Source organism: Chloroflexus sp. MS-G, assembly GCF_000735195.1.
In the GTDB taxonomy this organism is placed as follows: domain Bacteria; phylum Chloroflexota; class Chloroflexia; order Chloroflexales; family Chloroflexaceae; genus Chloroflexus.
In genome coordinates this window covers 1-22,781 of the sequence record NZ_JPIM01000077.1, presented here as the reverse complement: position 1 = coordinate 22,781, position 22,781 = coordinate 1, and the positions used below count along the sequence as shown (strand labels likewise).

Below are 22,781 nucleotides of genomic sequence, written 5' to 3'. Positions count from 1 at the left end.
CACTAGCAGGGGCAGGTTCTAAACCCACCCCTACTCAAGCTTAGGGTCATCTTATTTCACAAATGCCGCGTGTATCGCCCGGACAGCAGTATCGGCGTCGGGTTCGGCAACGACCAGTGAGATGTTATTTTCGGTACTACCCTGGGCAATTGCGATCACGTTCACACCTGCTTTCCCCAGCGCTCCAAACACCTGACCGGCAATGCCCGGTGTTCCGCGCATTCCGGAGCCTACCACTGCTACGATGACAACCGGTGCGATAATGCCGATATGCTCAACATCGTGGGCGGCGAATTCGCGGTCGAGTTCGCAGCGCAACTCCCGCACAACTCGCTCGGCTTCTTCACCCGGTATCGCGAAGCAGACACTCTGTTCACTACTCGCCTGTGAAATGAGCAGAATGTTCGCTCCCACTCTGGCAACGGCGCCAAAGATGCGTGCGGCCACGCCGGTAAGGCCCAGCATTCCCGGCCCGCCAACTGTAATTAGACTCAGCCCCTTAATTGCAGTAATTGCTCGTACACTTTCGCCATCGCCTTCGGCATCGATCAGTGTGCCGGGATGGCTCGGATTAAAAGTGTTGCGAATCCGGATCGGAATGCGCCGGTGAACCAGCGGTTGTACCGTCTTGGGGTGCAGCACATTAGCGCCGTAGTAAGCCATCTCACCCATCTCGGCATACGAGAGCCGGGGTAGCGTTCGTGCTTCGGGCACGACTTTGGGATTGGCCGAGAGTACACCATCAACTTCTTTCCAGAACCACACTTCATCGGCATCGAGATCGGCGCCGAGAATGGCACAGGTGTAGTCTGAACCGCCCCGCCCAAGCGTGGTTGGTACACCAGCCCGTGTAGCACCGATAAAACCGGTGACTACCGGTATTCGTTTGGCTGCCAGCATGGGTAACAGTCGGGCACGGCACCGCTCGCGAGTGTCGGGTTCGATAGGTGAGGCATTCCCGTAACGTTCATCAGTTACAATTAATTCGGTTGCGTCAATTGCTTCAGCATCAATGCCGGCGCTGCGGAAGGCGGCAGCGATCAAGCGGGCATTGAGCCGCTCACCAAGCCCGCTAAACAGATCGAGAGCACGTGGTGTCAATTCTCCCAAGACGGCAATGCTACGCGAGAGGTTGCTCATATAATCGAGCATCGCCTGAATCTGTGGTTCAAGCGCAGCACATTCCGCCGGTGAAGCTACTTCTGCTGCGGTACGCATATGGAGATCGAGCAGACGTGGTGCAATCTGTGCCGTTGCATCGCCGTTACCGGCAGCAGCCGCCTTTGCTGCCGCAATCAGGGTATCGGTGGTACGCAGATCAGGCGCGTTCATTGCTGAAACCACCACGACCACTTCATGATCACGGGCATACGAACCAACAATTTCGGTCACACGTCGAATGGCATCGGCACTGCCAACCGAGGTGCCGCCGAACTTCATCACCAACCGCATTGCAATGACTCCTCTCCATGACAATGATACAAAAAACGTCGCAGCGCGCCGATTTGCGCATCTCCGCGACGTAGATACCATCTGAAATCTGTTGATGTTTCCAACGTTCCGTAAGTTACGGGATCAGAAGCAGCTTGCCGGTCGTTGCGCGACTGGCAAGCGCGATCTGGGCCTCAGCCGCTTCGTGCAAGGGATAGCGGCGGTAAATCCGTACCTGTAATTCACCGGCGCCAATCCAGGTGAACAAATCGTTGGCGCGCCAGCGCAACTCTTCAGGCGTAGCGATGTAGTGAAACAGCGTTGGTCGCGTCATGAAGAGCGATCCCTTGCTGCTCAACATCAATGGTGAGATGGGCGGCAATGGGCCACTGGCATTCCCGAAGGTCACAAACATTCCCCGTGGCCGGAGGCTGTCGAGACTACCTTCGAGGGTACTTGCGCCAACCGAGTCGTAGACGACATCGACTCCACGACCATTGGTGAAAGCACGTATCCGCTCAACAAACGACTCACGGGTGTAGATCACAACTTCATCGGCACCGGCTGCTCGTGCCAGCGCAGCTTTTTCATCGCTAGAGACAGTGCCAATGACGCGCGCCCCCAGGCGTTTGGCAATCTGAATCAGTAAAAGACCGACACCGCCAGCCGCTGCATGTACTAAGCACGTATCACCCGCTTTCAAGGGAAAGGTGCTTAAGGTCAGATAGTGCGCCGTCATACCCTGTAAGAGTACTGCTGCTGCCGTTTCCAGATCGACGTTATCGGGCACCCGTACCAGCTTATCGGCAGCCGCCAGTGCATATTCGGCATACCCACCGATAGCCGTCGTGCAGCCAACGCGATCGCCAATTGCCCACTCGGTAACCCCTTCACCCACGGCATCAACCGTACCGGCTACCTCTAAGCCCAGCGTAAATGGTAGCGGTTGTGGATAGAGACCGGTACGATGGTAAATGTCAATAAAATTAACCCCGGCAGCCGCAACCTTTATCCGTACCTGTCCCGGTGCGGGTTCAGGGATGGGCACATCAACCACCTGCAACTGCTCAGGACCACCGGTCTGATGAATCTGGATAGCCCGCATGATTGTACCCTCGCTGCAAGCTCGCCCTTGCGCTTAGATCGAAAACCGACCTATACTATAACATAGCGCCATGCTTTTGGTGTAACCCGATGCAACTCCTTTCATACCGCCGGGGTGAAAGCGGATGATCATTTTTGTGATCGAACAAAGATTACTGATGTTGCGCGGTACGATGCACATCGGTATCAACATTATGAGATGAGGACGGTAGTGCGGCAGAGTGGTTTTCCACCCGAGTACTTTGAACGGTACGATGAGAGCGATGATCGGCTCTTCTACCTGTATCCCCGCTTAACAGCGCACATTGACAAACTGGCCTGTCAGGCCGTTACTCAACTTATTCGTGAAGAATTACTGCAAGGTGGCTGTATTCTCGATCTGATGAGCAGTTATGTTAGCCATCTGCCGACCGACATTCCGCTAACGCGGGTCGTTGGACTTGGCCTGAATGAAGAGGAGATGCGGCTCAATCCACAGCTTCACGAGTATGTTATTCACGACCTCAATGCCAATCCACAATTACCCTTTGCCGATGCTACATTTGATGGAGTGGTCTGTACCGTCTCTGTGCAATATATGACGCGCCCGGTAGAGGTGTTTGCCGAAGTGGCACGTATTCTCAAGCCAGGTGGTCCTTTCATTGTAACTTTTTCCAATCGCTGCTTTCCCAGTAAAGCAGTACGGATTTGGCTGGCGACTAACGACCGTCAGCATCTCGAACTAGTACGCTGTTATTTTGAATTGGCCGGTGGCTTTACCGAAATCCGGTGTCTTGATCGTTCGCCTCACCACTGGCTCAGTGATCCCCTCTACGCCGTAGTTGGGCGACGAGTGGTATAATCAGCGACTAGTGAAGAGATTTGACACTGGAGAAAACCAATGCCTTCGGCACCGCCACAACCGGTTCAACTGAGTTGTCCATCCTGTGGGACTCGTTTCCGCACGGCCATTTATACGTTGGTAGATGGTGGTGAGCAGCCTGAATTGAAAGCAGCCCTGCTTACCGGTCAACTCAATATTGCTGTTTGTCCACGCTGTGGAATGGCGAGCATGCTCAGCGCTCCGCTCATTTACCACGATGCCGGGAAACAGCTCTTTTTGGTCTATGTTCCGCAAGAACTCAATAGTCAACCGCAGGAGATTGATCGTTTCATCGGTGATGCGTCGGCATTTTTACTCCGTGCATTGCCTAACGATGCGCCACGTGGCTATTTGCTTGCCCCACGTCGTTTTCTGAGCTTGCAATCGCTCATCGAAGCAATTTACGAGGCCGATGGGGTTTCGGCGGAAGATTTGCGACGGCAGAATCGGTATGTCGAAATCCTCACCGAACTGGTGAACACAGTTGATCAGGACGAACAATTTACAGCCGCGCTGCAACGTTACTCGGCGGAACTGACGCCGGAATTCTTTGCGACCCTTGATGCGTTCATTAACGCGACCAATGATGCTCAGGCGCAGATGCGTACGATGTTGGTACGGGTACGGGAAAAATTGCTTGCATATACGGCGCGAATAACGGCCCAGGCAGCCGCTGAAGAACTGAACGCTGCTATTGAACGTCTGCGTTCGGTTAGTGACGAAGAGTTACCTGCCGTTGTGCAAGAGTTGCGTCCGTTGATCGATTATGGTTTCTTCCAGTTGTGGACCGAACAGATTGAGGCAGCTTCGGCCGCCGGTGACAACACGACTGCCCAAAAGCTCACCGAGCGTCGCTCCCGCATTCTAGAGTTAGTCGAAGCGATTGATCGCGCTGCCCAGGAGATGTTTGAACGGGGAAGCGCTCTGATCGATGCTGTCCTGGCGACGCCCGATCCGGTTGCTGCCCTACGAGAACGGGCTGTTGAAGTTGATGAAGGATTACTAACCGTCATTTCGGCGAGCATCGCCGCTGCCCGGCACGCTGGCAGTGACGATCTGGTCAAGCAACTTGAAGCATTGGCCGACGCTGCCCAAGACATCATCAACTCACGACTGTCGCCTGAAGATCGCTTTATTAACGAACTCCTGGCCCAAGAGACGACCGTTGAGGCAACGCGCTTGCTACGCAAAAATATGACACGAATTACGCCAGAGCTGGCTCGTCGGCTTAATGAACGTGCCGCAGAAGAGGAGAAGCGGGCCAATCAGGCTGATGCAGAACGGCTCCGTCAGCTTGCCCGTGAGGCTAGTGCACTCTTGTTCTAATTTCAAAGCTAGAGGGTGAAGCAAACCCTCTGGCTTTTAACCTGCCTATGCGATACGTTGTGCTCCGCTGGTTGGCGATGGTTGCGCGGCCATTCGTGCGTCGCTCAGCGGTGTATCCTCCCCGAAAAGTCTTGCTGATCAAGCCCGATCATCTCGGCGATCTCCTGCTGGCAACGCCGGCATTGCATGCGCTGCGCAGGGCACTTCCTGCGGCCCGTATTACTGCGCTGGTCGGGCCGTGGGCGGCTACGATGTGGCAGAATCTTGCTGAAATCGATGAGCTGGAGACGTTGCCATTTCCGGGATTTGATCGGTCTGGTCCTAAGCCGATGCTTCTTGCGCCGTACCTGCTTTTGCTCCGCACCGCCTATCGGCTTCGCGCACAGTCTTACGATGCTGCGCTGATCCTGCGTGATGATCACTGGTGGGGAGCAGCACTTGCGCTCTTGGCCGGTATTCCGCAGCGTATTGGTTTTGCGCATCCGCTCTGCACACCGTTCCTGAGCACAGTACTCCCGTACCGTCCTCGCCAACACGTTACCCACCAGGCGCTGGAGATTGTTGCCGCTCTTACTGGTGTTCCTGCTGTTTCGGGACCATTGCGCTACACGCCAACGCACGCCGCACAAGAGTGGGCGACTGTCTGGATCCAACAGCAGCTCAAACCCGATGAACACCTGATCATCATTCATCCGGGTACTGGCGGTTTCACCAAACACTGGCTGCATAGCCACTGGATTACTCTTATTCACGGCCTGAATCGACCAGGACGCCGCATTCTCCTCACCGGTAGTCCGAACGAAGCTGAGAAACTGGCAGCGATCGTTGCTGCTGCGCCACCCGGTCTACTTGCGCTTAGCCAGGAACTGACCATTGACCGGCTGGCAGCTCTGTTGGGGCGGGCAAACCTGGTTATCGGGGTAGACAGTGGCCCGTTACACATTGCTGTGAGCCAGGGCGTTCCTACCCTCCATCTCTTCGGTCCCAGTGATCCCCTCCGCTTCGGGCCGTGGGGTGATCCCCAGCGCCAGCGCGTGTTGAGCGCGGGTCTTCCCTGTAGTCCGTGCGGCGTTTTTGCCACTTGCCCACGGGCGACTAATCCACCTGAATGTATGGCTGCCATCGATCCCGCCTGGGTCTTGAGTAATGCTGAGGAACTCTTGGTGCGTAGGCCGACACCCACCATTGACTCCGGTCAGACAGATTGCTACAATACTTTGTCGTAATCAACGTTGTGGCGGCGATGAGGTGGCAACCGTGCGGTATAAGCTCTGGCTCTGTGTCGTGTTTCTCATAATCGGCGCAAGTAGCATGGGATTGTCCGCTTGTCTACCCGATCCGCCTCGGCACAACCGTCCGACCTTTCCGGCTATTCTCGACATTACTCCCGCACCCACTATCGATATTGATGCCACGGCGACCGCATACGCTAGTGCGTCACGTTCGACTCCTGTGATTACAGCCCTCTATGTTGTGCAGGCTGGTGATACACTCAGTGCGATTGCCGAACGTTTTGGGGTAACCGTTGATGAGCTTGTAGCTGCGAATAATCTTACCGATCCAAATGTTCTTCAAGTCGGCCAAACGCTGGTCATTCCATCCCTGCTCACAACACCACGGCCAAGTCTTACGCCAACACCATAAGGCTGTACGAGTTGACACGAAGGAATTGCCGTTCCTCCTCCCTTCTATCCTTTTCGCACGCTGGAAGGAAAGACGTGGTTCAACACCGTACCTTTCCCGCTGTACGCCTTGTCGGAGCGTTGTACTGCTGCGTCCACCCTGCGGAGCATGACCGACATCGCTCACCTCCCTCTTAACCCCTCGTGGTAACAGAAGATAACTTGAGAGTCGCTTTGATACGACAAACGACGGCTGCCAGGCGTGCACCCACGTGACTGCGTGGTTCAGTGATTGTCTTGAGCGCATAAGTATTGTGCGTGACACGCCATACAGTTACCGGGCAGTGGCTCGAAAAACCTGTCCCGACTGTGCAGTGACACATGCCACCATTCCCTGATACATTCCAGAGGGAGAGTGGTTACCGACGCATTCTGTTCTGCTCTGCGCACTGCAGGGGGTGCGGCAACTTGAGTTATAATGCTAATTGAATACACTTTCAGCCCCAGAGGAGATGAGACCGTGACTACTGGCAGCCGTCGCATTACTTTTTTTTCGACTTGTATTGTTGATCAGCTCTACCCAACGGTTGGGATGGCTGCGGCTTGCCTGCTTGAACAACAGGGTGTGAACGTTGATGTGCCTGATGACCTGTTGTGTTGTGGTCAGATGGCCTTTAACGCCGGTTTTCGTGATGACGCCTACATAATCGCCGGCCGCACACTGGAAGTACTGCGTGGAAAGGGTGATGTTGTATTGCCTTCAGGCTCTTGTGCAGCAATGATTCGTCATCTCTATCACGAGCTATTTGCCCATACACCGTTTGCCGCTGCTGCCGAAGAACTGGCACATCGCACCTACGAATGGAGCGAATATCTGGTTGACGTTATAGGGGTGACCGATGTCGGCGCTCACTTTAGCGGTCGAATCACCTATCACGATGCCTGCCACGGGCTGCGCTTTCTAGGTTTGGGCAAACAGGCCCGCATGTTGCTAAACCACGTGGCAGGCGCCGAAGTAGTGCCACTTCCCGGCTGCGATCAGTGTTGTGGGTTTGGCGGTCTGTTTGCGATCAAGCAGGCCAGCATCTCGACAGCAATGCTCGAACGTAAATTGGAAGCGATTGAGTCGACAAAGGCAGACCTATTGGTAACCGGTGATGTTTCCTGTATGACGCAGATTGCCGGTGGGCTTAGCCGTCGTCAAAGTGCTATCCGCGCCCGGCATCTGGCTGAAGTATTAGCAAATATGGTTGATGCACGGTGAGGGAATAACCGGGCGGTGATTATGCCAACGATCCTGTTTCCGTTACCGTGCCTGGAAAAAAGTACATCCTATGACGCAAACTATCGCGTTTTATGATCGGGTTGACCAAGCCCTCCACGATACTTCGTTGCAAACTGCGTTGAACAGAGCAACGACACGCTTTATTGGTAATCGGGCCAGTGCTATCGGGGCATTGTGTGAGGCCGACCGCTTGCGCGATCAGGCGCGGGCGATCCGTGCCTATGCGTTAGCACATCTTGATGAGCTGTTGCCACAATTAGCCGCCAATGTCGAGGCACGTGGTGGTCATGTTTGTTGGGCCAGCGATGGAGAGGAAGCGCGCCGTTATATTATCGAACTCGCCCGTGCGCGCGGGGTGCGTAGTATTGTGAAGTCGAAGTCGATGGCTTCTGAAGAGATTCATCTGAATGAAGCCCTGGAGCACGCTGGGTTTGAAGTCGTCGAGACCGATTTGGGTGAGTACATTATCCAGCTAGCAGGTGAAACGCCGTCGCACATTATTGCTCCCGCCATCCACAAAACTCGCGAACAGGTGAGTGCTCTGTTCGAGCAGCATTTGGGAATGCCGCCAACGACTGAGGTGCCGCCAATGATCCGCACGGCCCGGCGTGCGTTACGACAGCGCTTTCTACGCGCCGATATGGGGATCAGTGGAGTTAATTTTGGGGTGGCCGATAGCGGTGCAATCGTGATTGTGGAAAATGAGGGCAATGCCCGTCTTTCTACGACAGTGCCACGCATCCATGTTGCGATTATGGGCATTGAGCGAATTGTAGCCCGTCTCGCCGATCTAGGCGTGATGTTGCAGGTGCTGGCGCGTTCGGCAACCGGTCAGAAAATGAGCGTTTATACCAGCCTGATCAGCGGTCCCGCTCGTCCCGGTGAAGCCGATGGTCCCGAAGAGTTTCACCTCGTGCTCCTCGATAATGGTCGTTCGCGAATGTTAGGCGGTCAGTACGCCGAGGCGCTGCTCTGTATCCGCTGTGGTGCGTGCCTCAATGCCTGCCCGGTTTATCAGGCGATCGGTGGTCATGCTTATGGTGGTGTCTACTCTGGACCAATCGGTGCCATTCTCACCCCGTTATTGCAGCCTGATCTGCCTGATGCTTATCTGCTGCCACAGGCTAGCTCACTCTGTGGCGCCTGTCAGGAAGTTTGTCCGGTGCGCATTGCAATTCCCGACATGCTCTTGCGGCACCGGGCCGACGCAGTACAGGCTGGGAAAGCGCATCCGCTCGAAAAGGCGGCTATTCGTGGTTATACCTTGACAATGACCCATCCGGCGATCTACCGGGCGAGTGGGAAGGCAGCGCGGCTGTTCAGCCGCATCCTGGCCCGCAAAGGTCGCTTTCGCCGCTTACCACCACCGTTACACCTCTGGACGAAGCAGCGTGATTTCCCGGCGCCACCACCAAAGACGTTTCGGGAATTGTGGGCTGAGCATCAGAAACGACGACACCAGAATGAAGTGTGATGTTGTCTGAAGTCTATGAACGGTATGCAGATTTCAATCCACGCCGAGCGACCGGACACCGCTGATGCACAAGCGTTGATTGCCGAATTAGATGCTGAGCTGGCGCCACTCTATCCACCGACCAGCCAACATGGCTACAGTATCGAGCAGTTGATACGCGAGAAGGTTGATTTTTTCGTTGTACGGGTGAACGGTGAAGCAGTTGGATGCGGTGGTGTACAGTTCTACGCTGATTACGGTGAAGTGAAGCGGATGTACATACGTCCGATGTTTCGAGGTATGGGGCTGGCCCAGCGTTTGATCGAACACCTGATCGCTTACGCGGCTGCACATCAGTGCCGACTGTTGCGGCTCGAAACGGGTATTCTGCAACCTGCTGCTCTTCGCTGTTACGAACGGGCTGGGTTCTACCGCATCGGGCCGTTTGGGAACTACCCCGACGATCCACTTTCACTGTTTTACGAGCGACCAATAGGAGAGCAGGGATGAGCCGTGATCAGATATTAGCCGCTATTCAAATCAGCCTGAACGCGAACCGGCCACAGTTGTTGGCTGAAGCTGCGCGTGTCACCCACGAACCACCGCCGTTTGTGTTACCGGCCCAGGATGATTTGGCCGGGCAATTTGTGGCCGAGGTGCAAAAACTTGAAGGAAAAGCCTACCGTGTTGCAACTGCTGAAGAGGCGCTGGCAATAATCGAGCAACTGATAATCGAGACGCAAGCCAGGCAGGTTATCGGCTGGGATGTTGACCAGATTGAATTACCCGGCCTGGCGGCGTTACTGGCTGCCCATGGCGTAACTCCTGCTATCGCCGATATTCGCGGTGAGGCGCGACAAGCCCGCTTGCAAGAATTGGAACCGATCCCGATCTGTTTGTCGGGGGTTGAGCTGGCGATTGCCGAGAGCGGTACACTGCTGTTGCGCCATGGCCCCGGTCGTCCGCGGCTTGCTTCTCTCCTGTCGCCGTGTCACATCGCGATTGTCTTTGAACGTCAGTTGGTGCGTGGTCTTGGGGAAGCACTGACCATCCTGCTCAAACGTTATGGTGAAGAGATTTTTGGTCCCACCAGCAATCTCACCTTCATTACCGGCCCATCGCGCACGGCTGATATTGAAATGACCCTCTCGCTGGGCATCCACGGGCCGCCCCAGCTTCACGTCATTCTGGTGGCTGAAGGTTGATAGCGTATGAATGCGGTAAAACCACGAGTGTTCGTTACCCGCCGGTTGCCCGATCCGGCGCTGGCTATCTTGCATGAACACTGCATAGTGACGTTGTGGGATCAGATTGAAGTCCCGATTCCTCGCGCAGAATTGCTACGTGGGGTCGCTGAGGCAGAGGGGCTGCTCTGCCTGATTACCGACCGGATTGATCGTGACGTAATCGCTGCCGCCCCCTCTTTACGCGCTGTATCCATCATGGCAGTAGGCTACGACAACATCGACCGGGCAGCACTGGCAGCGCGTGGGATCACCTTAACCAATACGCCAGATGTCCTCACCGAGACAACTGCCGATCTGGCCTGGGCGCTCATGCTGGCGGCTGCCCGCCGCGTTGTCGAAGGTCACAAGCTCATTGAACAGGGGGGCTGGGGGCCGTGGTACCCGATGCAGATGGTTGGGCAAGACATTTACGGGCGAACGTTAGGCGTGGTCGGAGCGGGCCGGATCGGTCGGGCGGTTCTCCGCCGTGGGCAAGGCTTTGCAATGCGCTTGTTGTACCACAATCGCCGTCCTGATCCGCACGTCGAAGCTGAACTGGGTGCTACCTACCGCTCACTCGACGATTTGCTAAGCGAAAGCGATGTTGTGGTGGTCACCGCACCGCTGACCGAAGCGACGCGGGGGATGTTTGGCGCAGCGCAATTTGCCCGTATGAAGCCAACCAGTGTGTTCGTCAATGTTGCCCGCGGGCCACTGGTGCGCGAAGATGACCTGGTTGCCGCTTTGCGCGCCGGTCGGCCATGGGCTGCCGGTCTCGATGTCTTCGAGCGTGAACCGATCAGCCCTGATCATCCGCTGCTGACGCTGCCCAACGTTGTGCTTACACCGCACATTGGGAGTGCGACCTTCACCACCCGCCTGCGGATGGCGACCCTGGCTGCTGAAAATCTGGTGGCGGTGTTGCACGGCCAACCGACACCACACATTGTCCCCCTTAAGTGATTGCGGTGTTTGAAAGCTATGGCGGGCAAAGATACATCGTCGTGACAATCTTACCGACAGGAAGGGTCAATCTACCCGATAGGGTACTGATGCGCCAACCGATGGGTTTCAGCCGCGCATTCCAGGAACTGCGCGGAAGTCAGTGCACGCTTGTCTTCTTCCCTTCCCCCGTTCTCTGTCCAGCATCTTGGGGTGGTTCCGGTTACGTCCTCTCGCGCCGCATCAGCACGCCATCGCTTGCAAGAACGGGCCGGTATTTTGGACCATGGTCTTGCTATAGGCGGGTTGGGAACTCGTCCTGACCGTTTACGCCGCATACCTTCTCTTTGTATGTGCAGAGTGACTATAATTGTCATGCCGGATTGATCACCGACTGAAGTAACCCAAAACGGCTTAACTCGATATGCACGAACTTGATGGCATCCTCGAACGGATTACCTTCCAGAGTGAAAGCAACGGCTACACCGTGGCCCAACTACGACCCACCGGCAAGCGTCATACCGTTACGATTGTTGGGAATCTGATCGGTGTACAACCGGGTGAGCAACTCATTCTCGAAGGGGAATGGTGTGATCATCCGACCCATGGTCGTCAGTTTCGCGTGCAGCGGTATCGCACCCGTCTACCGGCGACGATTGACGGCATTCGCCGCTACTTAGGCAGTGGCTTGATTAAAGGTGTTGGGCCGGCTACTGCGAAGCGGATTACCGAAACGTTTGGGAAATACACACTCGATGTACTAGATCGTGAACCTGAGCGACTCTGCGAGGTGCCAGGGCTGGGTCGCAAGAAGGCAGCGTTGATTGCCGAAGCCTGGCGAGCACAGCAGCGCATTAAGGATGTGATGCTGCTCCTGCAAGACCTTGGCCTGCCAACCGGAGTTGCGGTGCGTATCTACCGGCATTACGGTGATGACGCCTTACGGGTGGTGCAGCAGGAGCCGTATCGATTGGCTGATGAAGTGGATGGAGTGGGCTTTCGTACTGCCGATGCCATTGCAACCGGTCTTGGCATTACCCGCGATGATCCACGCCGGATTGCTGCTGGTTTGCGGTATGCTCTAGGTCAGGCCTCGAATGATGGTCACTGTTATCTACCGATGGTCAAGCTGATTGAACGTGCGTCCGGTCTCCTTTCGGTGACGAAAGCTGCGGTATCTGATGTCTTTACCCAGATGTTGGCACATCATCAGCTCTGGCGTGATCCGGTTGTCACGGCTGCCGATCCCGATCAATACCCGATCTATCTGCCGCCGCTCGCCTTTGCCGAGATTGGAGTGGCGAATGCTATTCGCCGCCTTCTCCAGCAATATTCATCCATGGCCGACCACTATGTACCTAGTCGCTGGGAGCTTGTCTTTGCCCACCTGGCAAAGCGACACGGTATGAACCTGAGTGCACAGCAGCGCACTGCGGTGCGTACTGCGCTGACAACGTCGGTGATGTTACTCACCGGTGGGCCGGGCACCGGAAAAACCACCAGCCTGCGCGCCCTGGTTATGCTCTTGCGTGCTCGTGGCTATCGTCCACTGCTGGCCGCTCCCACCGGACGGGCCGCTCGGCGGTTGAGTGAAGCGACCGGTATCGAAGCGCGCACAATTCATCGCTTGCTCGAATACGGCCCTGACGGCGAATTCCGGCGCAACGCCGATAACCCGCTCGACTGCGACCTGTTGGTGATTGATGAAGCGAGTATGCTCGATATTGTGCTGGCGAATCAGCTTCTGAAAGCCCTGCCTGGCGGTGCGCACTTAGTGATTGTCGGTGATGCCGATCAACTGCCGAGTGTCGGCCCTGGTCGCGTCCTTGGCGATCTGATCGAGAGTGGTGTCGTGCCACGGGTGCATCTTGATGCGATCTTTCGCCAGGCTGCCGGTAGTGGAATTGCTGCCAATGCCCGCCGGATCAACGACGGTCAGATGCCTGAATGGGGAGCACACGACGACTTCTACTTTTTTGCTGCTGATACGCCGGAACGTTGTGCAGCTCTAACCGTAGAGCTGGTTGTCGAGCGCATTCCGCGCCGGTTCGGAGTCGATCCGCGCCGTGATATTCAGGTTCTCAGTCCCACGCACAAAGGAGTGGCCGGGGTTGCTGCGCTCAATGCAGCCTTGCAAGCAGCCCTCAATCCGCCGCGTCCTGGGGTTGCCGAATACCACAGCGGCGGGACTACTTTTCGAGTAGGTGATCGAGTGATCCAGCAGCGTAACGATTATGACCGTGATGTGTACAACGGCGATGTTGGTGAAGTTATTGCGATTAAGGCAGAAGAACAGACCGTTGTCGTGCGCTTCGAGGATGGCCGCACGATACGCTACAGTGGTCTCGATCTTGATGACCTTGCCCTTGCGTATGCGCTCAGTGTTCACAAAAGCCAGGGGAGCGAATACCCGGTCGTTGTTATTCCGCTCCTGCTTGCCCATCAGCCATTATTGCAGCGCAATCTGCTCTACACGGCAGTCACCCGTGCTCGTCAGTTAGTCGTGATTGTCGGGGATCGGCGAGCGGTTGCGACAGCGGTTGCCACGACAGAAGTTGAACGACGCTACACCGGGTTGAGCGTGCGGCTTGGGCGGGGGTGAGTGCTACTCAAACATGACGAGAAAGGTAAGTATTCCCGGCGCGTGAGAACGTCCTAACGGCTTGCGCTTCAACAATGCAGCCGAGCGGCGTCAGGGCAGGTACGTGTTAGTCTGCTTGTTCGTGCAAGGTAAGTACCAGTTGGATTGGTTTAGCTGATATTGTGGTTTCGACAGGTAGTGTTTCGTAACCGGGTTTTATCAACAATGCTTCTTCCATTGCGTTTCTAAGATTTTCCGTTGAGCCTACGTGATAAAAATGTGTAAACGTTCGTTCCACCAATCCATCCCAGTAACGACCAAGATGTTCATTCAGGCGATACTTGTTTTCTTTCCACATAGATAATGCAAAACCACAAGGTAATTTTTGAGCAATCTTGGCCAATTCTGCCGCATCATTTTCTGTCCATTGCTGATAGTAATCTGTATGTCTGCCTATATATGGCGGGTCAAGATAAACAAAATCATCTGCTGTTACATTCTCGAGACATTCTCGCCAATCTCCAATGCGGAATTCCCAATCCTTACCCCGCATGATTTTCTGTATTTTGGAAATTTGATTGACTATCTTGGTTACGTATGCCTGACGAAAACGATCTGACTTACGGCAAAACGGGACATTGAATTCACCTTTGCTGTTAAAGCGCATAACTCCATTGAAACATGATCTATTGAGAAAAATAAAATCCAAAGGGTTGCCAGTTTTGTTGAAACGCTCTCTGACCAGATAATAATAATCCTCTCCCTCTAATAACAGTTTTTTACCTTCTGCCGTCAAGTATGCCCTCACTTCTTCAGAAGATAAGCTCCCATTGTAAATCATCTGGTACAGTCTGATAATATGAGGATTAATGTCATTTACTAAGGCACGTTCTGGCTGAACATTAAACAAAACTACACCTGATCCCAAAAATGGCTCGATCCATCGGCCTTTTCCATGCCAAGAAATATTACTCAAAATAAATTGAACAAGCCTAGTCTTAATCCCCTGACATTTGATCGGGGGGACGATTACATATTTTGTAGCCCGTGGCAAGCCTTGAACAATCACTTGGCTAATCCTTTGTATTTTAGATAACTGCGGAGGTTAGTGTAAGGAGGCCGCTTGAGTTCCACCGCTCTAGCCATATCTTTGGTTAAATAATACATCCAGTAATCATCGAAAACATGTTCCCCTAGTGACGCAAACGGACCCGAGCCGCGCACAAGCTTATCAATCTCTGTTACTGAGCCAATATTCTTGGTGTTTCCACTACCAGGGCGGTCAGACGCAATGCGATACTTCTCCTGAGCAAAGAATTGAAAGTCTCTGATGACAGATGTGATACGTTCAAGTTCATCAAAATTATATCTTCTACGTTCGTCAATCAAGCCATCTGTCTTTGAATAAATGACCCCAAGAACAAAATGGCCACTGTAAGAACCGTAAGGAAAGGTGATGTTTTTTGTACTGTTCCTTTCTCGGAAATACCCAGTAAAGGTACCAAGTGTCATACCATTCACGCGATCACTATCAATTCTATAGGTACTCTTCAAGTCGAGTGCAAAACGATGATCTTCGTTATCAACAAAGCTCATGTCTGGATAAAAGTTCTGTTGTTCTGACAATATCATTTTCAAGCCGTACTTTTCAGCAAATCGGGCAAGTTCGGGAAACAACAAAAGTTCCATAATTTTTGAGATAACTTTTGTATCCACCGAAATAGTGTAGATGTTTTTATATATGTCAATGAATCCCTTAATAATCCAATCGCCGTTCGATGTAGAGACTGCCGAATTGAATGTCGCGACCTCAGTTTGCAGGATGGCCAAAAACTGTTCTTTATCCATTTCTTCATTGGATTACTTTGGATGTTCGATGAATGGGTTGGGCTAACAATTCGCGTATAGCGTGTTCCATATCCAAATCTGCGACCAGCACGGCTAGGTCTTTCTGCTGTCCGTTGCTCATCCCAAAATCCCACCGGCCAGAAGGTTGCCTAAAGCCATCTCAGAGCACCATTCTTTCAGGTACGGATGGCGGTTTACCGGGAACAATATCAGTTGCCCCGCGTTTATTTAACGTAAAGCAGAGAAGTTCGTTTGGAGACGCTGTTTTCTCCAGACATGTACACCATAATGTACCACTTCTGCACCATTCTCGGCAAGTTCTTCGTTCATAAACGAAAGAGGCGCACGAACAGGGCGCCTCTCTAAGTGTCACTTCTTTGCTCGGATCAGTACGATCCGCCGGGCACAAACTCATTCGTAAACGCCTTATGCACATCAACCGGTGCCGACAGGAGACCCGCAGCGCGCATAAATTCTTCGGTGCGCGCCCAAAGTTGCCCATCGGTGTAGCCTAAGCCATATTGGGATGTCATTTCATTCTGCCAGAACGGTAGACTCTCGATCAGCACCTTGCGTTGGAGGTCGGGATTGCCAAGCTGTGCTTCAGGAACGAACTGTAGACTCAGTTCAAAGGCTTCATCAGGATTTGCCAGGGTATCGGCTAATCCGCGCAGACTGGCCCGCACGAAGCCGCGCACCAGCTCGGGTTCTTGCTGAATCAAAGCCTCGCTGACGGCAATACCGTTGGCGGGCAGATTGAAGACATCGGCGGCCAGTAAGACGTTTACGGCTATGCCCTGCTCGCGCAATTGTACCGGCTCGTTCATCGCATAGCCGGTCGCTATCGGTACTTTATCTTCCATGATCGCAGCCGTCTGCGTAAAACCGATCTCTTGCACCACCACGTCTGCCTCTGTCATTTTCCCGGCGTATAGAGCGGCAAGCAAGGCGTAGAAACTCTCGCCAAACCGACCCGGAATACCAATGGTCTGACCGCGCAGATCGTTGACGCTCTGCAAAGGCACGTTGGCTTTGGCAAAGAAGGCAATCGGGAACCGCTGGTAGAGGGACATCACCGTTTTAATCGGTAATCCCTGCTGACGTGCCAGCAAAACAGAGGTGCCGCTGGTGGTGGCAAATTCAACCCCGCTTGCCGGCCATGTTGCTGCCCGTTGCGACACATCGTTCTCGAAGTTGTAGTCAAAGGTGACTTCAATACCTTCCGCAGCGTAGTATCCTTTAGCGGCTGCCACATAATAAGGCGCGAATTGTACATTGGGAATGTACGACATCGCCAGTGTAACACGGCGCAGCGTTGGTTGTGCCTGCGGTGCAGATGCCGCAGTTGGGGCCGTTGTTGGCGCTGTTGTCGGAGTGGATGTTCCGCAAGAACTTAACATCATTGAGAGTATTGCGAAGAATAAAAAGAACCGTCCTTTCATAAAAATATTCCTCCCTAAAAACAGCATCAAAAAGAGATCGATTCCTATGCTTCCCAACGAACCAATAGTCGTTCTAGTAAACCTGCCAGAATGTAGAGTATCAATGTAATCAGAGCCAGTGTGATCAACGCAACAAAAATCAGCGGTGTGTCAAACAGCCCGCGGGCAATATTGATCAGCGCCCCCAGACCGACCCGTCCGGCGACGAATTCCCCAACGACAGCGCCAGTGGTTGCCAGCGACAGACCGGTTCGTATACCGCCGAAGAGCACGGGTAGCGCCAGTGGCACTTCGACGTAGCGTAATAATTGCCAGCGATGAGCGCCGCTGATATAGGCCATTTCAATCAGTTCGCGTGGAATACTGCGGATCGCCACAATAGTACTGATCAGGATCGGCAGGAAGGTGATCAGAGCAGCGACCAGTACTTTAGAGGTCATACCGGTACCGAACCAGAGGATGATCAGCGGTGCCACCGCCACCACCGGAATTGCCTGACTGGCGGCCAATACCGGTGCCAGAGCCTGTTCGAGCCAGCGTATATGCGCCAGTGTGTAGCCGAGTACGACGGCGATGATGAGTGCCAGCGCAAACCCGCCAAGGGCAGCGCTCAAGGTCGCCGAGGTATGTTGCCAGAGTATCCCACTACTCAGCGCCTGCCAGAAGCGTCCGGCAACCAGGGTTGGGGAAGGAAGAATAAAGGCCGGATAGCCACTAAACGTTACGCCAGCTTGCCAGAGTAGCAGCAGAATCATGAGTGTTACCGGCAGGCCAAGAGCAGGCCGCTCGAAGTGCCGAAAGATCTTCGCCCGCGGCGATACGGTTGGCATTGGTAGTGTTTGTTGCATCTCAACAACTCCTTTCGCGGCGGGCAATGAAAAAACCCCGCCGAGCGAACGCTCTTCGGGGGACAGATACGGAATTGCGACAGATGATTGTGCTGCCGCTAATGCAGACAAGGCCAAGGCATGCAGTGCGCCGTTGCCCTCGCTCGCCATATCTGGATCTTCTTTACATCCGGACTGTAACCGTCGGCCCCGGAGTTGCACCGGATCATGCGTGCCTCTCAACACGCTCGTGGGCTATACCACCGATCGGGAATTTCACCCTGCCCCGAAGATCGTTTTTCATTCGTGATGATAACATTACCGGGAGTGTAGTGTCAAGAAGGATGAAGACAGAAGAGTTTCCTGGGGGCATGCCCCCAGCCCGCTTGTCCAGTGTATAGTCGGCATCCCTCAACGACTCTTTCTCTCTTGACCGCAGTTAGATGGGTTGGAAACGTTGCACCCCCTCTCAGATCCTGATCAGAAACTCGTGGTCTTGATCAGGCGCTCAGCAGGGGTGTCGGCTGAAGTGGCGAGCACCTCAGTGCCTCATCAAACACCTGGGCTGTTACTAAGGCGCGACCATAGCATCGCCAGCATGGTACGGGGAACGGTGATGGACAACTGGCGGCCCTCACTTTCTCTCTGGCCTCCTTCCTCTCCCGTAAAAGGCGAAGAAGGGTGAACGTGGGGTGGCTGGCGCGAAAGCATGTTGGCAGTCCCTCACGCAATGATTGCGCGAGTACGATACGTTCCCAATAAGAAATCCGGGTTTTTGATCAGGCTCTGAGTGATCATGCTTGATGCGCGTATATCGGGCAGATGCTCTGATACCTTGCGCATAAGCGCCTGCAAACGTCATGGCAGACAACCTCACGCTTACCATTGGTAATCGTCGGCCAGGAAAGATGCCGCATGCTCAGACGCAGACTTCTGATGTGAAAGATGTACGGTCTCGACAGCTTTTCAACGTGCTCGGGTTCGGAACACTTCGAGAACTGGATGAAGCAGCGCACACACAGACCTTCGTCAGTGTAGCGTAAGGCGACCGAGGATTAGATATGTTGCCCCTTTGCCAGGGTGCGCGGGCCTCTGGCCCGCATCCTCAGTATCGTAAGGTGACCGAGGATTGGATATGTTGCCCCCCTATCGTCCATCGCGATAGGGGGAGCGCTGCTGTACGTATCGCTGATCATTCCGCTCATCCACGCAACCGCCGCAACTCGGCCTCTAGCTCACGCAGACGGGCTTCAAGCGCGGCCCGCGCTGCGGCTTCGCGTCGGGCCTGTTCCTCCGCCTCCGCCCGCGCTGCGGCTTCGCGTCGGGCTTGTTCCTCCGCCTCGGCCCGCGCTGCCGCTTCGCGCCGGGCCTGTTCTTCCGCTGCTCGCGCTCGTGCTTCCGCCTCCGCCCGCGCTGCGGCTTCGCGTCGGGCTCGCGCCTCAGCTTCCGCCGCCTGCTGCACCACCGTCGCGTAGTCGCCAAACGCCGTGCCGTCGTCGGTGTAACACACCACGTGGTCGCCTTCTACCCCCACCCACAGGTCGGCCAGTTCCAGATACACCCACCCCCGCTCGTCCGGCGGTTGCAGCCGGTAGGTGTCCCCTACCAGCCGATAATCGAGTAACCGGAGCTGTCGCTCTCCTCGCCGTCCAATGTTGTCCACAATCACATACTGCGCCACCCCCGCCCGTGCGTAGTGCGCCACCTTCCACACCACGTCGTTCTCCCGCGTCTCCGGCGAGGTGATTTCAATCATCAACGCCGGTCGCACCCCCTCCTCCGCCCGTCAAACGTGCTCCAGTCGCGCCGCTCGCGCAGTCCCGGAATGACCATCACGTCCGGCCCGTGCGGCCGCAGGTCGGGCACGTCCCACGCCACCCGCACGTCGCTCAGCACGATGGCCCGCCCGTGCACTTCGAGCCGGGCGCGCAGCACCGCCGTGAGGTACATCCGGTCGGTTTCGTGGCGGTCACTGTGCACGATGAAGTCTCCCTCTTCGGGATGCAACACATCTTCGAGGGTGAGCGGCACCGGTTCGAGGTGGTCGGGGTCGTCGGGGGTCGGGCGACGGACGTAGCGCCAGCCGTAGCGGAAGGGGTCGTCGGCCGGTGGCGGCGCCGGTGTGGTGACGGTAGGATGGGTCATCGCAGTTCCTCCTTGCTGTGGTAGGTGGGTCTGCCGGTATTGTAGCACAGCGCTGGGCAGGGTGCAGGGGCAACGGCGGCAGCGCAACGGGCAGCGGGTGGTGTTTTCCATTCATCGTATCTTCCTGGGGCTCAAAACGGTGCTCGATAAAGAAACCGTTTGAGCGGCCAAAAAGTTACACGAAAAAACACGGCAATTGCGAAGGAAGGCACAGAGTGTAGCGGAGATACCGACAGTGGCGAGGGAATGGACACTGCGGTCAGATAGACACGGGTGCAACACCAACGCGAAGGGGTACCTGCGTTGGGCACCTCCGCGTGTTGTCGTCGCATCGGTTGCGGTGTTTGCGCCTACGTCCCCTGTAACCGCTGCAACTTGGCTTCCAATTCACGCAGACGGGCTTCAAGCTCGGTCCGCGCTGCGGCTTCCCGACGGGCTTGTTCCTCCGCCTCGGCCCGCGCTGCCGCTTCGCGTCGGGCTTGTTCCTCCGCCTCCGCCCGTGCGGCCGCTTCCCGTCGGGCTTGTTCCTCCGCCTCGGCCCGTGCGGCCGCTTCCCGCTGCGCCTGTTCTTCCGCTGCTCGCGCTCGCGCCTCAGCTTCCGCCGCCTGCTGCACCACTGTCGCGTAGTCGCCAAACGCCGTGCCGTCGTCGGTGTAGCACACCACGTGGTCGCCCTCCACCCCTAGCCACAGCCCAGCAACCTCCAGATACACCCACCCCCGCGCATCGGGCGGCTGAAGCCGGTAGCCATCCCCCACCAGCCGGTAATCGAGTAACCGGAGCTGCCGCTCCCCCCGCCGTCCAATGTTGTCCACAATCACATACTGCGCCACCCCCGCCCGTGCGTAGTGCGCCACCTTCCACACCACGTCGTTCTCCCGCGTCTCCGGCGAGGTGATTTCAATTATCAACGCCGGTCGCACCCCCTCTTCCGCCACGTCAAACGTGCTCCAGTCGCGCCGCTCGCGCAGTCCCGGAATGACCATCACGTCCGGCCCGTGCGGCCGCAGGTCGGGCACGTCCCACGCCACCCGCACGTCGCTCAGCACGATGGCCCGCCCGTGCGCTTCGAGCCGGGCGCGCAACACTGCGGTGAGGTACATCCGGTCGGTTTCGTGACGGTCACTGTGCACGATGAAGTCTCCCTCTTCGGGATGCAACACATCTTCGAGGGTGAGCGGCACCGGTTCGAGGTGGTCGGGGTCGTCGGGGGTAGGCCGACGGACGTAGCGCCAGCCGTAGCGGAAGGGGTCGTCGGCCGGTGGCGGCGCCGGTGTGGTGACGGTAGGATGGGTCATCACGATTCCTCCCTGGTGTGGTAGGTGGGTCTGCCGGTATTGTAGCACAGCGCTGGGCAGGATGCAGGGGCAACGGCGGCAGCGCAACGGGCAGCGGGTGGTGTTTTCCATTCATCGTGTCTTCCTAGGGCTCAAAACGGTGCTCAATAAAGAAAGCGTTTGAGCGGCCAAAAAGTTACACGAAAAAACGCGGCAATTGCGGGTGTGGAGCATACCGGTGTGAGCGGTACGAAGCGCCGCTCCGAATAATCGTCTCACCGTACAGCGGATGAAACCTGATCGATGGACGGACGCAGCGCCGCTGCGCCCCAACCGATCTTCTTCTACGACAGGGTATTCCGGATAGGCTCTTAGAAGCCCGGCTGCTGTCGTCTCTCGCACGGTACAACGGGATGGTGTGCCGGTATCGCGATCTTGCGGTCCACTTGTACCATCGGCGTGACCCTGATCGCAGATGCCTGGTGCAAGCCCGGATGCACTATCTGCGCCGGAAACGGGAGCCGGATCCGCAGCAGACGCGCTATGTGCACACGATGCGCGGGATTGGCTATCGGCTGACGATGACACCGATTGCCAGCAACGGCTCGCCGGAGATGTGCCGGAAGCGGCAACGGGCCGTGCTTATCAAGGGGTGCTGATGGGTGCGGGGCGCCGCGAGGGCGGGTTGCGCGGCCACCGGCTGCCGATGTAGCGACGGATGGGCGTCGTTCACGCATGATGCCGCTGACCATCCCGGTGTCGTGCGTCGTGCAGCGCCTGCCTGCCCCCGCTTGTGGTTGGGGCGGATCGAGCCCCCGCCCCTACCACATCCGACGGTGTACCCTGTTCCAGGCGTATCCCTCCGAGGCAGGACGCACCTCGGAACAGTCCCATCACTTGCTATCGGGAGTGACTCGCCGCGTGCTCACATCCACAATCTTGCCGGGTGCTGTCGGGCAACACCTGATGGTATCCACGGAGGGACGGTGCGCGCACCACCCCTCGCGTGCTGTGACCGGAGATGTCGAACCGGCGCTACGCCATCGGTGGCGACGGGAGACGCTCGTCGGGCCGGTCATCGCTGCCCATCCGTTCGCGGAGGAGCTGCATGGCGCGTGTCTGGAGGGCTTTGGTGGCACCCAGCGTGCGTCCGAGCTGGCGGGCGGTCTCCGGCAACGAAAGATGGTACTCAAAGCGCAAGAGCAGCACCTGGCGGTAGATCGGCGGCAGGCTCGCTAGCGCCATCCGCAGCGCCTGGCTCTCGGCCAAGAGGGTGAGATGGGTCTGGCCGTCGTCAGCGCTGTAATCGGCCACGACCATCGCACTGAATGGAATGGTCCGCCCGCGGCGGCGCCGCACATCGATAGCGAGGTTGCGGGCGAGGCGGAAGAGCCAGGCAATGAGCGGCAC

Annotated in this window: 19 protein-coding genes, 1 pseudogene and 1 riboswitch; of the genes and pseudogenes, 11 read left to right on the top strand and 9 right to left on the bottom strand. The window is 56.1% G+C overall.

What is annotated here, in order from left to right:
* Window positions 1-51: 51 nt before the first annotated feature.
* Together JE47_RS0113955 and JE47_RS0113950 are read right to left on the bottom strand one after the other, a co-directional pair.
* Entirely contained in the window at window positions 52-1,452 is a 1,401-nt protein-coding gene (locus JE47_RS0113955; protein WP_031460351.1) for an aspartate kinase, read from the bottom strand.
* Window positions 1,453-1,567: 115 nt separating this feature from the next.
* On the bottom strand, window positions 1,568-2,536 hold the full coding sequence (locus JE47_RS0113950) for a quinone oxidoreductase family protein (protein ID WP_031460350.1): 969 nt from the start codon (window positions 2,534-2,536) through the stop codon (window positions 1,568-1,570).
* Between the two features lie 198 nt (window positions 2,537-2,734).
* On the opposite strand from JE47_RS0113950, the gene JE47_RS0113945 reads away from it, so the two are divergent.
* The 10 genes from JE47_RS0113945 to recD2 all read left to right on the top strand — a co-directional run bounded on the left by JE47_RS0113945 (window position 2,735) and on the right by recD2 (window position 13,853).
* Complete coding sequence (locus JE47_RS0113945; protein ID WP_031460349.1) at window positions 2,735-3,376, top strand: class I SAM-dependent methyltransferase; 642 nt, start codon at window positions 2,735-2,737, stop codon at window positions 3,374-3,376.
* 39 nt (window positions 3,377-3,415) lie between these two features.
* A complete protein-coding gene (locus JE47_RS0113940) occupies window positions 3,416-4,723 on the top strand; it encodes a CpXC domain-containing protein (RefSeq protein ID WP_031460348.1) in 1,308 nt (435 codons plus the stop codon).
* A 47-nt stretch (window positions 4,724-4,770) separates the two neighbouring features.
* Window positions 4,771-5,949, top strand: a complete 1,179-nt coding sequence (locus JE47_RS0113935; protein ID WP_051871168.1) for a glycosyltransferase family 9 protein — start codon at window positions 4,771-4,773, stop codon at window positions 5,947-5,949.
* Window positions 5,950-5,980: 31 nt separating this feature from the next.
* Entirely contained in the window at window positions 5,981-6,367 is a 387-nt protein-coding gene (locus JE47_RS0113930; RefSeq protein ID WP_031460346.1) for a LysM peptidoglycan-binding domain-containing protein, read from the top strand.
* 498 nt (window positions 6,368-6,865) lie between these two features.
* Window positions 6,866-7,609 carry a (Fe-S)-binding protein gene (locus JE47_RS0113925; protein ID WP_031460345.1) on the top strand — a complete coding sequence of 248 codons (744 nt, stop codon included), beginning with the start codon at window positions 6,866-6,868 and terminating at the stop codon, window positions 7,607-7,609.
* Between the two features lie 70 nt (window positions 7,610-7,679).
* A complete protein-coding gene (locus JE47_RS0113920) occupies window positions 7,680-9,104 on the top strand; it encodes a LutB/LldF family L-lactate oxidation iron-sulfur protein (RefSeq protein ID WP_031460344.1) in 1,425 nt (474 codons plus the stop codon).
* A 24-nt stretch (window positions 9,105-9,128) separates the two neighbouring features.
* Entirely contained in the window at window positions 9,129-9,593 is a 465-nt protein-coding gene (locus tag JE47_RS0113915) for a GNAT family N-acetyltransferase (RefSeq protein WP_031460343.1), read from the top strand.
* Window positions 9,590-10,288, top strand: a complete 699-nt coding sequence (locus tag JE47_RS0113910; protein WP_031460342.1) for a LutC/YkgG family protein — start codon at window positions 9,590-9,592, stop codon at window positions 10,286-10,288. Before JE47_RS0113915 ends, JE47_RS0113910 begins: the two co-directional genes overlap by 4 nt.
* A 6-nt stretch (window positions 10,289-10,294) precedes the next feature.
* On the top strand, window positions 10,295-11,272 hold the full coding sequence (locus JE47_RS0113905; protein ID WP_031460341.1) for a 2-hydroxyacid dehydrogenase: 978 nt from the start codon (window positions 10,295-10,297) through the stop codon (window positions 11,270-11,272).
* Window positions 11,273-11,675: 403 nt separating this feature from the next.
* Window positions 11,676-13,853, top strand: coding sequence for an SF1B family DNA helicase RecD2 (recD2, locus tag JE47_RS0113900; RefSeq protein ID WP_031460340.1), 2,178 nt, complete (start codon window positions 11,676-11,678; stop codon window positions 13,851-13,853).
* A 106-nt stretch (window positions 13,854-13,959) separates the two neighbouring features.
* On the opposite strand, the gene JE47_RS0113895 is transcribed toward recD2, so the two are convergent.
* The 6 genes and pseudogenes from JE47_RS0113895 to JE47_RS0113870 all read right to left on the bottom strand — a co-directional run bounded on the left by JE47_RS0113895 (window position 13,960) and on the right by JE47_RS0113870 (window position 21,392).
* Window positions 13,960-14,901, bottom strand: coding sequence for a DNA adenine methylase (locus JE47_RS0113895; protein WP_051871167.1), 942 nt, complete (start codon window positions 14,899-14,901; stop codon window positions 13,960-13,962).
* The gene (locus JE47_RS0113890; protein ID WP_031460338.1) at window positions 14,898-15,680 is read right to left on the bottom strand and encodes a type II restriction endonuclease; all 783 of its coding nucleotides are present in this window, start codon (window positions 15,678-15,680) and stop codon (window positions 14,898-14,900) included. The genes JE47_RS0113895 and JE47_RS0113890 overlap by 4 nt, the downstream gene beginning before the upstream one ends.
* Before the next feature lie 386 nt (window positions 15,681-16,066).
* Window positions 16,067-17,122 carry an ABC transporter substrate-binding protein gene (locus JE47_RS0113885; protein WP_031460337.1) on the bottom strand — a complete coding sequence of 352 codons (1,056 nt, stop codon included), beginning with the start codon at window positions 17,120-17,122 and terminating at the stop codon, window positions 16,067-16,069.
* A 44-nt stretch (window positions 17,123-17,166) separates the two neighbouring features.
* Window positions 17,167-17,970 (bottom strand): ABC transporter permease, encoded by an 804-nt coding sequence (locus JE47_RS0113880; protein WP_031460336.1) that lies wholly within the window; start codon window positions 17,968-17,970, stop codon window positions 17,167-17,169.
* Window positions 17,971-18,122: 152 nt separating this feature from the next.
* Window positions 18,123-18,247, bottom strand: a riboswitch (FMN riboswitch).
* Between the two features lie 903 nt (window positions 18,248-19,150).
* A pseudogene (locus JE47_RS20605) lies at window positions 19,151-20,094 on the bottom strand (Uma2 family endonuclease).
* Window positions 20,095-20,444: 350 nt separating this feature from the next.
* Window positions 20,445-21,392, bottom strand: coding sequence for a Uma2 family endonuclease (locus tag JE47_RS0113870; protein ID WP_031460335.1), 948 nt, complete (start codon window positions 21,390-21,392; stop codon window positions 20,445-20,447).
* Window positions 21,393-21,667: 275 nt separating this feature from the next.
* Here JE47_RS0113870 and JE47_RS22550 point away from each other — a divergent pair, with 275 nt between their 5' ends.
* Window positions 21,668-22,030, top strand: a complete 363-nt coding sequence (locus tag JE47_RS22550; RefSeq protein ID WP_442856920.1) for a winged helix-turn-helix domain-containing protein — start codon at window positions 21,668-21,670, stop codon at window positions 22,028-22,030.
* A gap of 376 nt (window positions 22,031-22,406) precedes the next feature.
* Here the strand turns inward: JE47_RS22550 and JE47_RS0113860 are convergent.
* The coding region (locus JE47_RS0113860; protein WP_160173290.1) for an RNA polymerase sigma factor at window positions 22,407-22,781 on the bottom strand (375 nt) is incomplete at its 5' end.

What these genes read in the sequence shown, in the direction of transcription:
- JE47_RS0113935 (WP_051871168.1), top strand. Translation starts at nt 4,771, where the DNA reads ATGCGATACGTTGTGCTCCGCTGGTTGGCGATGGTTGCGCGGCCATTC.
- JE47_RS0113885 (WP_031460337.1), bottom strand. Translation starts at nt 17,122, where the DNA reads ATGAAAGGACGGTTCTTTTTATTCTTCGCAATACTCTCAATGATGTTA.
- JE47_RS0113910 (WP_031460342.1), top strand. Translation starts at nt 9,590, where the DNA reads ATGAGCCGTGATCAGATATTAGCCGCTATTCAAATCAGCCTGAACGCG.
- JE47_RS0113920 (WP_031460344.1), top strand. Translation starts at nt 7,680, where the DNA reads ATGACGCAAACTATCGCGTTTTATGATCGGGTTGACCAAGCCCTCCAC.
- JE47_RS0113915 (WP_031460343.1), top strand. Translation starts at nt 9,129, where the DNA reads ATGCAGATTTCAATCCACGCCGAGCGACCGGACACCGCTGATGCACAA.
- JE47_RS0113880 (WP_031460336.1), bottom strand. Translation starts at nt 17,970, where the DNA reads ATGCAACAAACACTACCAATGCCAACCGTATCGCCGCGGGCGAAGATC.
- JE47_RS0113950 (WP_031460350.1), bottom strand. Translation starts at nt 2,536, where the DNA reads ATGCGGGCTATCCAGATTCATCAGACCGGTGGTCCTGAGCAGTTGCAG.
- JE47_RS0113940 (WP_031460348.1), top strand. Translation starts at nt 3,416, where the DNA reads ATGCCTTCGGCACCGCCACAACCGGTTCAACTGAGTTGTCCATCCTGT.
- recD2 (WP_031460340.1), top strand. Translation starts at nt 11,676, where the DNA reads ATGCACGAACTTGATGGCATCCTCGAACGGATTACCTTCCAGAGTGAA.
- JE47_RS0113945 (WP_031460349.1), top strand. Translation starts at nt 2,735, where the DNA reads ATGAGGACGGTAGTGCGGCAGAGTGGTTTTCCACCCGAGTACTTTGAA.
- JE47_RS0113955 (WP_031460351.1), bottom strand. Translation starts at nt 1,452, where the DNA reads ATGCGGTTGGTGATGAAGTTCGGCGGCACCTCGGTTGGCAGTGCCGAT.
- JE47_RS0113905 (WP_031460341.1), top strand. Translation starts at nt 10,295, where the DNA reads ATGAATGCGGTAAAACCACGAGTGTTCGTTACCCGCCGGTTGCCCGAT.
- JE47_RS0113890 (WP_031460338.1), bottom strand. Translation starts at nt 15,680, where the DNA reads ATGGATAAAGAACAGTTTTTGGCCATCCTGCAAACTGAGGTCGCGACA.
- JE47_RS0113870 (WP_031460335.1), bottom strand. Translation starts at nt 21,392, where the DNA reads ATGACCCATCCTACCGTCACCACACCGGCGCCGCCACCGGCCGACGAC.